Source organism: Kitasatospora sp. NPDC057904 (assembly GCF_042887925.1).
In the GTDB taxonomy this organism is placed as follows: Bacteria; Actinomycetota; Actinomycetes; order Streptomycetales; family Streptomycetaceae; genus Kitasatospora.
In genome coordinates this window covers 318,612-327,854 of the sequence record NZ_JBHVOL010000002.1, presented here as the reverse complement: position 1 = coordinate 327,854, position 9,243 = coordinate 318,612, and the positions used below count along the sequence as shown (strand labels likewise).

Annotated in this window: 11 protein-coding genes; 5 read left to right on the top strand and 6 right to left on the bottom strand. The window is 75.1% G+C overall.

Annotation, left to right across the window (positions count from 1 at the left end):
• Nucleotides 1-114 precede the first annotated feature (114 nt).
• Together ACFVSN_RS06945 and ACFVSN_RS06940 are read right to left on the bottom strand one after the other, a co-directional pair.
• A complete protein-coding gene (locus tag ACFVSN_RS06945) occupies nucleotides 115-519 on the bottom strand; it encodes a nuclear transport factor 2 family protein (protein WP_387594383.1) in 405 nt (134 codons plus the stop codon).
• 176 nt (nucleotides 520-695) lie between these two features.
• Nucleotides 696-2,735, bottom strand: a complete 2,040-nt coding sequence (locus ACFVSN_RS06940) for a BTAD domain-containing putative transcriptional regulator (protein ID WP_387594385.1) — start codon at nucleotides 2,733-2,735, stop codon at nucleotides 696-698.
• A gap of 102 nt (nucleotides 2,736-2,837) precedes the next feature.
• On the opposite strand from ACFVSN_RS06940, the gene ACFVSN_RS06935 reads away from it, so the two are divergent.
• A complete protein-coding gene (locus tag ACFVSN_RS06935; RefSeq protein WP_387594386.1) occupies nucleotides 2,838-3,719 on the top strand; it encodes an alpha/beta fold hydrolase in 882 nt (293 codons plus the stop codon).
• Between the two features lie 21 nt (nucleotides 3,720-3,740).
• On the opposite strand, the gene ACFVSN_RS06930 is transcribed toward ACFVSN_RS06935, so the two are convergent.
• Nucleotides 3,741-4,310, bottom strand: a complete 570-nt coding sequence (locus tag ACFVSN_RS06930) for a PadR family transcriptional regulator (RefSeq protein ID WP_387594388.1) — start codon at nucleotides 4,308-4,310, stop codon at nucleotides 3,741-3,743.
• Nucleotides 4,311-4,419: 109 nt separating this feature from the next.
• On the opposite strand from ACFVSN_RS06930, the gene ACFVSN_RS06925 reads away from it, so the two are divergent.
• A complete protein-coding gene (locus ACFVSN_RS06925) occupies nucleotides 4,420-4,863 on the top strand; it encodes a nuclear transport factor 2 family protein (protein ID WP_387594390.1) in 444 nt (147 codons plus the stop codon).
• A gap of 67 nt (nucleotides 4,864-4,930) precedes the next feature.
• Here ACFVSN_RS06925 and ACFVSN_RS06920 read toward each other — a convergent pair whose 3' ends face one another.
• Genes ACFVSN_RS06920 through ACFVSN_RS06910 form a run of 3 tightly spaced genes read right to left on the bottom strand, consistent with a single transcriptional unit; the run spans nucleotide 4,931 to nucleotide 7,350 of the window.
• On the bottom strand, nucleotides 4,931-5,842 hold the full coding sequence (locus ACFVSN_RS06920) for an SDR family oxidoreductase (RefSeq protein WP_387594391.1): 912 nt from the start codon (nucleotides 5,840-5,842) through the stop codon (nucleotides 4,931-4,933).
• Nucleotides 5,839-6,522 carry a helix-turn-helix domain-containing protein gene (locus ACFVSN_RS06915; protein ID WP_387953813.1) on the bottom strand — a complete coding sequence of 228 codons (684 nt, stop codon included), beginning with the start codon at nucleotides 6,520-6,522 and terminating at the stop codon, nucleotides 5,839-5,841. Before ACFVSN_RS06915 ends, ACFVSN_RS06920 begins: the two co-directional genes overlap by 4 nt.
• A gap of 39 nt (nucleotides 6,523-6,561) precedes the next feature.
• Nucleotides 6,562-7,350 carry an alpha/beta fold hydrolase gene (locus ACFVSN_RS06910; protein ID WP_387594395.1) on the bottom strand — a complete coding sequence of 263 codons (789 nt, stop codon included), beginning with the start codon at nucleotides 7,348-7,350 and terminating at the stop codon, nucleotides 6,562-6,564.
• A 176-nt stretch (nucleotides 7,351-7,526) separates the two neighbouring features.
• Between ACFVSN_RS06910 and ACFVSN_RS06905 the strand changes: the two genes are divergently transcribed.
• From ACFVSN_RS06905 to ACFVSN_RS06895, 3 genes are all read left to right on the top strand, one after another.
• A complete protein-coding gene (locus ACFVSN_RS06905; protein ID WP_387594397.1) occupies nucleotides 7,527-8,423 on the top strand; it encodes a LysR substrate-binding domain-containing protein in 897 nt (298 codons plus the stop codon).
• Nucleotides 8,424-8,802: 379 nt separating this feature from the next.
• On the top strand, nucleotides 8,803-8,937 hold the full coding sequence (locus ACFVSN_RS06900) for a hypothetical protein (protein ID WP_380490360.1): 135 nt from the start codon (nucleotides 8,803-8,805) through the stop codon (nucleotides 8,935-8,937).
• On the top strand, nucleotides 8,934-9,218 hold the full coding sequence (locus ACFVSN_RS06895; protein WP_380490358.1) for a hypothetical protein: 285 nt from the start codon (nucleotides 8,934-8,936) through the stop codon (nucleotides 9,216-9,218). Before ACFVSN_RS06900 ends, ACFVSN_RS06895 begins: the two co-directional genes overlap by 4 nt.
• Nucleotides 9,219-9,243 lie beyond the last annotated feature (25 nt).

Sequence of the window (9,243 nt, the reverse complement as noted above, 5' to 3'; positions counted from 1 at the left end):
ATGCTTCGGGACGGTGCGCCATGACGGCCGCGCGCCGATCAGCGGCCGATCCGCGGCGGTGAGGACGGCGGCGGGGACGGCGGCGGCGTCGTGGCGTCGGGCGGGCGCTGCGGCTCAGCGGGCGCTGCCGAGGTTCCGGTCGGCGTCGGCGCCTTCGAGCATGAGGGTGGTCTCCTCGATGCGGCGGAAGCGGCCGTCGGGGGCGAACTCGGCGAAGAGGTAGACCTCGATGCGGACGGTGGAACCGTCGGTCTTGGTGATGGTCATGGTGTGGCGGTCGGCGTAGCGGTCGCCGGAGATGAGCTCGTCGTGGACGTCGACCGAGCCGCCGGCCACGACCGTGCGCAGGTGGGCGATGTGGGCGAGGAACTCGGTGCGGTCCGCCCACGCTCCGTCGGTGCGCTGGCGGTAGTCGGGGGCGAAGTGCCGGTCGGCGGCCTCGTCGAGGTCGAGTCCCGGGGTGAGGAGCAGGTCGGTGAGGGCGGAGCGTGCGTCGGTGCGGGTGCTGGCGGTGGTCATGACGGTCCCCTCGGGGTGCGCGATTCGCTGGAAAAGTGCGTGCGCTGAGCACGCATGTGCACCGTACTACAGACTGCGTGCGCCGCGCACGTAAATCTGGGCGGGTGGAGAAACCTGACGGAACGCGATGCAATGCCACGGAGCGCGACGACGTGATGTCGTCGGTGCCGGTGCCTCTACCGGTCTGTCGGCGTGTCGAGATAGCGGGCGACCGGACCGAGCGTGAGTAGTCCACTGCCCGCTCCGGCGAGTTCCCCGGCGGCGGATCGGAGGCGTGAGCGTGCGCGGGAGAGGACCGGCTGGTCGTCCAACTCCTGGGCGAGGGCGGCTTCCAGGCAGCAGAGCGCCTCGTAGAGGAGGTCGGCCGGCGGCTCGGGGAGGGCGCGGAGGGCGGCGCGGGCGCGGCCCCGGTGGCCGGTGGCGAGGTGGGCGAAGGGCTCGGCCCACGGGCGGTACGGGCCCCAGTCCTCGGCAAGGTCGACGGGCGGGACGGCGACGCCTTCGGAGAGGCGCAGGCAGAGGAGGGCGAGGGGGAGGAGGCCCTGCCGGAGGCCGGGCATGCCCGCGCCGTCGAGGCGTTCGGCGGCGGCGCGGTAGGCGGATTCGGCCTCGCGGGTGTGGCCGTGGGCGGCGAGCCGCAGGGCGGCGTACCACTCGGTGAACACGCCGACGAGCGGGAGCTCATGGCGCTCGGCGAGCCGGTCGGCTGCGGCGGCATGGGCGTCGGCGGCGGTGAAGTCGGCCGGCGCGCAGGCGGATTGCAGGCGGACGAGGTGGCCGAGCACCTCGAAGGTCACCAGCCCGTGGCGGGTGGCCAGGCCCACCAGCTCGGCGCCGATCGCGTCGCGCTCAGGCGCCTGCCCGGCACTGTGGCAGGACTGCATGAAGCGGCCGTTGAGCGCGAACGCGAGGAGCGTCGGATCGCCGAGGCGCCGGGCGAGGTCCTCGGCCTCGCGGGCCGCCTCCGGCCCGCGCTCCTCGCGCGTGCCGCGCATCTCCAGGGCGATCGTGGCGAGCAGGCGGCAGCGCGCCGCCTCGGCGCCGGCGGGCAGGGCGGCCAGGGCGCGTTCGGCCGCGGCGACGACCCGGGCGGCCAGCGGCGGTTCGTCACTGCGGGTCCAGACGGCCGGCACGTCGTAGGCGCCGATCACGCGGGCCGTCAGCTCCGGATCGCCGAACTCCTCGGCCGCCGCGATCGCCTCCACGCGGTGCCGTGCCGCCGTCCGCAGCCCCTCCCCGCCGGTGACGGCCAGGTTGCGCATCAGCCCGACGGTGCCCTCCAGCCGCGCCCGCGCGGTGGCGGCGAGCGTACGGTCGTACGCCTCGGCGGCGCGCGCCCAGACGTGGGCGGCGGCTTCGACGGGGGTGGCGGTCCCGGGCGTGCTGGTCGTGCCAGCTCTGCCGCGCTCGCCACCCCCGTCCAGCTCCGGCGCCTGCGCCAGGATGTCCGCCTCCAGCCGCCGCAGTCCCGCCCCCGGGTCCAGCCCGAGGCGCCCGGCCAGCACCGACCGCGCCTCCCGCAGCACCTCCAGTGCCTCCCCCTGGCTGCCCGCCCGGTACTGGGCGAGCGCGAGGAGCCGCCAGGCCTCCTCGCGCCACGGGTGGTCGGTGAGGTGCGCCCGCAGGTCGGGGACGGCCCGCGCCGCCCGCCCGAGCGCGAGCAGCGCCCCGGCCCGCCGCTCGACGGCCTGGAGCCGCAGCTCGGCGAGCCGGGCCCGGTCGGCGCGGGCCCACTCGGCCCCGCCCGCCTGCGCCCCGCCCGCCCGCGCCCCGCCCGCCTCCGCGTACGCGGGGCCGCGCCACAGCGCCAGCGCCTGCTCCAGCTGTGCCACGGCCTCGGCCGGCGGCAGCGCCGGGGCCCTCTCCACGGTCGCCTCGAAGCGCCACGCGTCGACCGCGTCGGGCGCGGCCCGCAGCGCGTACCCGGGGCCGTCGGTCACCAGGAGGCGGGCGGGCGCGCGCGGGGGCCGGCCGGGTTCGAGGGCGCGGCGCAGCGCGCCGACGAAGGTCTGGACGGCGCCGACGGCGCCCGCGGGCGGTTCGTCCCACAGGTCGTCGACGAGCCGGGCGACGGGCACGACGCGCCGCCGGGCGACGATGAGCCGGGCGAGGACGGCCCGGTGGCGGGGGCCCTTGAGGTCGAGCGACGCACCGTCGGCGTCCTGCGCCGTCAGCGGCCCGAGGACGCCGAACCGCACCTGCGTCACGTCTTCCATCCCGGGGTCCACGGTACCCGCCCGGTGCGTGCTGATCGTCCGCTGATTCGGGCGCGGGAGGCTCGTCCCGTACCCAGTCACCGCACGAGAGGACGAGTTCTCATGACGCAGACCATTCCCGGCTTCGAGCACCACCGCGTCGAGGTCGCCGAGGACGTCCGCCTGTTCGCGGCCGTCGGCGGTTCCGGCACGCCCGTCGTGCTGCTGCACGGCTTCCCGCAGACCCACCTCATGTGGCGGCACGTGGCCGCGGACCTGGCCGCAGGCCACACCGTGATCTGCCCCGACCTGCGCGGCTACGGCGCCAGCGACAAGCCCGCCGAGACAGCCGACGGCAGCGCCTATGCCAAGCGCACGATGGCCGCGGACGTGGTGGCCCTCGCCCGGGCCCTCGGGCACGAGCGGTTCGCGCTCGTCGGCCACGACCGCGGCGCGCTCGTCGCCTTCCGCGCCGCCCTCGACCACCCGGACCGCGTCACCCACCTCGCCTCGCTGGACGTCCTGCCGCTGCTCGACACGTGGGACGTCATGCGCGGCACCTCCGCCGCCGTCGGCTTCCACCTCTACCTGATGGCCCAGCAGCCGGGCCTGCCGGAGCGGATGATCGCCGCGTCGGCCGATGCGTTCTTCGGGCACTTCCTCGACGCGTGGTCGCGCGATCCCGCCGCCATTCCCGAGGAGGTCCGGGCCGCGTACCTGGCGGCCTGCCGGGAGGCCGTCCCGTCGATCGTGGCGGACTACCGCGCCTCGGCCGGGATCGACGTCGCCCACGACACCGCCGACCGGGCGGCGGGCAGCCGGCTGCGCATGCCCGTGAGCGTCCTGCAGCAGGACTGGGGCGCGGCGCTCGGCTTCGACGCCGCCGCCCTGTGGCGCGCGTGGGCCCCCGATCTCGTCCACACCACGGTCGACTGCGGCCACTTCATGGCCGAGGAGGACCCGGCCCGGGTCACCGCCGCCGTACGGGACCTCCTGCGGCGCTGAGCGCCGGACGTGGTGAGGCCGTCAGCGGCGGGCGCGGGTGGCCTCGCGGGCGCGCAGGGTGGCGATCGTGGTGTGGCACCAGTCGCGGTTGCCCCGTTCGAAGGCGAGGCCGCGCAGGCAGGTGAGGTAGGGGCCGATGCGCTCGCCGTCGCGCAGGAAGTCGTCCTCCGGGAGGTCGCCGCGCATGGTGCGCAGCATGCGTTCGAACAGGTCGACCTTGGCCTGGGCGAAGGCCGCGCGCTCCGCCAGCCGGGCGATGAGGGTCGCGGGGTCGACGTGGTCGACGGTGCGGACCTTGACCATGAGGTCGTCGCGGACGAAGGAGGGCTTGGCGGAGGCGGCGGCGAAGTCGTCGAGTTCGGCGAGGCCCGTGTCGGTGACGCGGAAGACCCGCTTGTTGGGCCGATTGTCCTGGACGATCTCGCGGCCGCTGATCAGGCCGTCCTTCTCCAGGCGGGTCAGCTCGGCGTAGAGCTGCTGGGGCTGGGCGTACCAGAAGTTCGCCACGCCGAGGTCGAAGGTCTTGGCCAGTTCGTAGCCGCTGGCCTCGCCGTCGAGCAGCGCGGCCAGGACGGCGTGCCGTAGTGCCATCGGTCGGGTTCCCTTCGGATCGCCCCTGTTGCCGGACCCGCCGCCCATGGTACTCATGAAAGTGACTACTCACATTCATGAGTACCGCCAGTCCTCGGGAGAGTGCACCGTGACCGCCACTGCAGCCACCACCGCCGACCGCTTCCGCGCCGCCGTCGAGAACCGCGACGCCGCCGCTCTGGACGACCTGTTCACCGACGACATCCGCTTCTACAGCCCGGTCAAGTTCGTTCCCTTCGAGGGGAAGCCGATGGTGCTGGGCCTGTTCGGGGTCCTGCTGCGCACCCTCGAGGACTTCCGCTACGTCGGCGACCACACCGGCACCGCGGAGACCAGCGCCGACGGCACCGAGGCGGACACGTCCGTCCTGCTGTTCCGGGCCACGGTCGGCGGCAAGCAGATCCACGGCATCGACCTGCTGCACTTCGCCGAGGACGGCCGGATCAAGGAGTTCACGGTGATGGTCCGTCCGCTGTCGGCCGCTCAGGCGCTCGGGCAGGCGGTCTTCGCGGGCCTCGTCGCCGACGGCCTCGTCCCGGCGGCCGCGCAGTAACGGCAGCCGTGCAGTGGCAGCCGTGCAGTGACGGCGCCCGCGCAGTGACGGCGGCCGTTGCCCGCTGTCAGAGCGGCTCGCCGAGCGGCCCGTGCTCGGCCTCCAGGTTCGCGGCCCAGTGTGCCGCCCAGTCCGGCTGCGTGCCGTCGGCGTCGGTGAACCCGTACTCCCGGTACAGGCCCCACGTCGCCAGCGCCCGGCCGGACTTGGCCATGACGTCCGGGTCCGTGGCCAGGGCCGCCACCGCCCGGCCGAGGTACGCCGGGGTCTCGGAGCGGGCGAAGTGCGGGTCCGCCGCCACGCCGTCGCGCCAGGTCGCCTCGGTGACGCCGAAGTGGTCCAGCACGGCCTCCGAGCGCAGGAACCCGGGGGTGAGGGCCACGGCCGCGACGCCGTGCGGCTTGAGCTCGGCGGCCTGGGCGACGGCGAGCCGGATCACCGCGGACTTGGCGAGGTCGTAGAAGAACGAGCCCCGGTAGCGGGCGGTGTTGCCGTCGGTGACCTCCACGACGAGGCCGCGCTTGCGCGCGACCATCAGCGGGAGCGCGAACCGGCTGGTGATCACGTGGGTCTCCACCGCCTGGCGCAGCAGCCGCAGGCCCGTCTCCACGTCCTGCTCCCAGAGCGGGTGTTCCCAGTCGACGAGCGGATCGCCGCCCCAGACGGAGTTGACCAGGACGTCGAGCCGGCCGTCCTGCTCGGCGGCGATCCGCTCGACCAGGGCCGCGACTTCGTCCGGGCGGCTGTGGTCGGTGCGGACGGGGACGCCCAGGCCGCCCGCCGCGGTGACGCGTTCGGCGGTCTCCTCGATGGTCTCCGGGCGGTCCAGGTCCGAGCGGGTGCCGGTCGTGCTGCGGCCGGTGACGTACACCGTCGCCCCGGCGGCGCCGAGCTCGACGGCGATGCCCCGGCCCCCGCCCCGGGTGCCGCCGGCGACCAGGGCCACGCGTCCGGCCAGCGGCCGGCTGTCGATCGTCATGATTCCTCCGTGACTCGGGTGCGGCGGGCTGTCGTGTACGGGAGCAGGAGGGCGTCGACTTCCTGCCGCAGCCGCTCGGGGAGCGTCCCCTCGCGGTCGAGTGCCCAGTTCAGGCCCGTGCCGACGGCGCTCGCCTGCACCGATCCGGCGAGGGCGGACACGTCCGTCCCGGGGGTGAGTTCGCCGGCTCCGGCCGCCTCCGCCAGCAGGGCCTCGATGGCCCGGCGCTGCGCCAGGTGCACGGCGAGGGCGTGCTCGTGGAGCTCCGGGTCGGTGAGGTCCAGGCACAGGAACGCCAGGTGGTTGGCGAAGGTCTCGGGCGTGGCCATCGGCGCCGTCGACTCCACCAGCAGGGCGGTCAGCGCGGCGAGCGCCGAGTCGTGCCGCTCCCGCACCCGGGCGGGCAGTTCGGCGACGTCGTTCGCCGACTGCCGCGCGAGCGCCACCAGGAGCCCCCGTTTGGAGCCGAACCGCTGGACGAGGGTGCCGGGCACCAGGCCCACCTCGCTCGCCACGGCGGCCAGCGTCAGCCCCGGGGGCCCCACCCGCCCCATCACCTCGGCGGCGGCCCGCAGGATCACGGCGTCGTCGACTCCCCGGGGGCGGCCGGCCATCGCGCACTCCTCGCCTTTAATAAATGCTCGTTCATTTATTAAAGCGCGCCGACGGGTGCGGGGCAACCGTTGCCTGCGGGGCCGTCGCGCGGCCGACCGTCCCCGTCACGCCGGGACGGGCGCCATCCGGGCGACGATGCTGCGCAGAAGCGCGTTGAAGGCGCCCGGGCGTTCCTGGTGCGGCATGTGGGCGGCGTCCTCGATGACGTGGAGCTCGCCGTGCGGGGCGAGGTCGGCGAGCGTCCGCGACACCTCGACCGGGATCTCGGTGTCGAGGCGCCCGTGGACGAACGCGGCGGGCACGGCGAGGCCGCGGAGGGCCGGGCGCGGGTCGTAGGTCAGGGCCTCGGTGAAGAGGGCGTCGATGAAGACGCCCGAGTCGAGGAGCTGGCGCACCGTCCAGTCGGCGACGGCCGGACCGCTCGCCGGGCCGAACCAGTTGGGGACCCAGGCGGCGACGGTGCCGGCGCGGTCCTCGGCGAGGCCGGCCAGCAGGGCGTTGAGCTGCGGGGCCATGCCCTGGCTGGGCCAGTGGGCGGGGCCGTCCACCGAGACGACGCCCCCGATGAGCCCGGGCGCGGCCAGCGCGGCCTCCAGGGCGAAGGTGGCGCCGATCGAACTGCCCACCAGCACGGGCCGGTCGAGGCCGAGGTGGTCGACGAGCGCGAGCACGTCGGCGACGTTCCCGGCGACGTGGTTGCCCTCGGCCGGGTGGTCCGAGCGGCCGCAGCCCCGCCAGTCGACGGTCACCGTGCGGTGGTCCGCGGCCAGGCCGGCGACCTGGGCGCCCCAGACGCGGCCGCTGGAGCCCCAGCCGTGCAGGAACAGCAGCGGGCGGCCGGTGCCGTGGTCCTCGTAGTGCAGTTCGATCCCGTTGATCCGCGCGAACGGCATGACGTGCTCCTCAAGTCCGGTCCACCGCCGGTGCGATGGCGCAGGACCATCACACCAACCGGGCCGGCCGCGACCAAGGAGCGTTCCGCGCCTACACTCATCGGTGATCGTGATGAATCGCCGTGATGAATCGTCGGGGCGATCGTCGGGGTGATCGTCGAGGTGGGGGCTCTCGGGTGGAACTGCGTCAGATCCGGTACTTCCTCGCGGTCGCCGAGGAGCTGCACTTCGGCCGCGCCGCCGAGCGCATGCACATCGTGCAGTCCGCGGTGAGCCAGCAGATCCGGCGCCTGGAGCGGGAGTTGGGCGTCGACCTGTTCGACCGCACGACGCGGAGCGTGACGCTGACCCCGGCCGGCAGCGTCCTCGTCGACCGGGCCAGGGCCGTCGTCGCCGCCGAACAGGCCGCGCTGGACGCGATCGCGGCGCACCGGGCCGAGAACGCGGGCGGGGCCGCCGCGCTGCGCATCGGCACCAACGTCGGCCTCGGCGCCCGGCTCGAACGGCTGCTGGCGGCGCTGGAGCGCCGGGCGCCGGACCTCGCCGTCGAACTCGTCAGCGCCGCACCGGCGGACCGCCTCCAGCGCGTGCGCGACGGCGGGCTCGACGCGGCGTTCGTCCGCGGGGTGACCCGCAGTCCCGGGCTGGAGCTGGTGCCGGTCTGGCGGGAACGGTTCGTCGTGGCGCTGCCGGCCGGGCACGCGCTCGCCGCGCGCGAGACCGTCCGCCTCGCCGACCTGGCCGGGATGCCGCTGCGGATCGCCCCGCGCGAGGCCAACCCACACCTCGTCGACCTGGTCCTCTACGCGTGCCGCGCCGCCGGGTTCGAGCCGGTGCTCGGCCCGGCGTTCACCACCGACCAGGACACCCTGGCCGCGATCGGCGCGGGCGGCGGCCACTGGACGGTCTTCTACGCGACCCAGGCCGAGGTGCTCCCGACGATCCGTACCGTCTTCCGCCCCCTCGCCGGCCCGGACGCCCCGGCCATGCCGACCTACCTCGCCGTCCGGCCCGACGCGCCGGCCCGCACGGTCACACCGCTCCTCGACGCGTGCCGCGACGTAGCGGGGTAGCGGGGAGCGGAGTAGCGGGGGAGTGGAGTTCCCCTTGGCACGAGCGCGGCGAAACGGGGTAGTCGCGGGCGCACCCGGCGCGGTACGGACCCCGGGTAGCGATCGCCCGGCTGCGCACGGGCCTCCGGCGGCCCCGGTCAAGAGCCCGGAGCGTGCCTCCCGGGGTGCTTCGTCGCCTGGAGAACGCCGAGTGCGTTTTCTAGGATTCGGTGCCGATTCCCAGGGTCCCCACCCGGCATCCGCCCTGAAATCCAAGGCTGGAACCACCCCATGGCATACCCCCTCACCCTCTTGCGGACGGCGGCCGGCCTCTCCCGCCCGCGACGTCCACCGGCTCGGCCGGCCGCACTGGCTGGACCGGGCCACGGGCGACGCCGGTTTGCTCGACCAGCCCTTCACCGACGAGGGCACCGCCCACGTGCTGCGCGGTGCCGTCCACCTGCCCGACGCGCCAGGCCCGGCCGGACTCGTCCTGCTGCGCGACAGCGCCCCGCCCCGAACGGACCCGCCGTGACCGAACCCGAGCGCCCCCTCCTCGCCCTCCCCGACCTCGTCGCCCACGTCGGCGCCATACTGGCCGTCCCCGCGCTGGCCGTCCGCCTCGCCGCCCGGGACGCCCAGCGGCCCGAACTCGTGCCGGTGGCCTGGACGATCGGGGCCGCCGGCCTGCTCACGATCGCCGTGGGCGTCGCCCTCTCACTCCTGCGCTCCACCCGCCCGAGCCCGGCGGTGTGGGGGCTGCTGGTCTTCTGGGTGCTGGTCACCGGCGTCATCCTGCTGGAGGCGTGCGGCTGATCGACGGATTCACCGTCGGAGCCGA

Bases quoted from the DNA above. Each gene is read 5' to 3' on its own strand.
- ACFVSN_RS06945 (WP_387594383.1), bottom strand. From the start codon at position 519: ATGACCACCGCCAGCACCCGCACCGACGCACGCTCCGCCCTCACCGAC.
- ACFVSN_RS06920 (WP_387594391.1), bottom strand. From the start codon at position 5,842: ATGACGATCGACAGCCGGCCGCTGGCCGGACGCGTGGCCCTGGTCGCC.
- ACFVSN_RS06910 (WP_387594395.1), bottom strand. From the start codon at position 7,350: ATGCCGTTCGCGCGGATCAACGGGATCGAACTGCACTACGAGGACCAC.
- ACFVSN_RS06930 (WP_387594388.1), bottom strand. From the start codon at position 4,310: ATGGCACTACGGCACGCCGTCCTGGCCGCGCTGCTCGACGGCGAGGCC.
- ACFVSN_RS06935 (WP_387594386.1), top strand. From the start codon at position 2,838: ATGACGCAGACCATTCCCGGCTTCGAGCACCACCGCGTCGAGGTCGCC.
- ACFVSN_RS06940 (WP_387594385.1), bottom strand. From the start codon at position 2,735: ATGGAAGACGTGACGCAGGTGCGGTTCGGCGTCCTCGGGCCGCTGACG.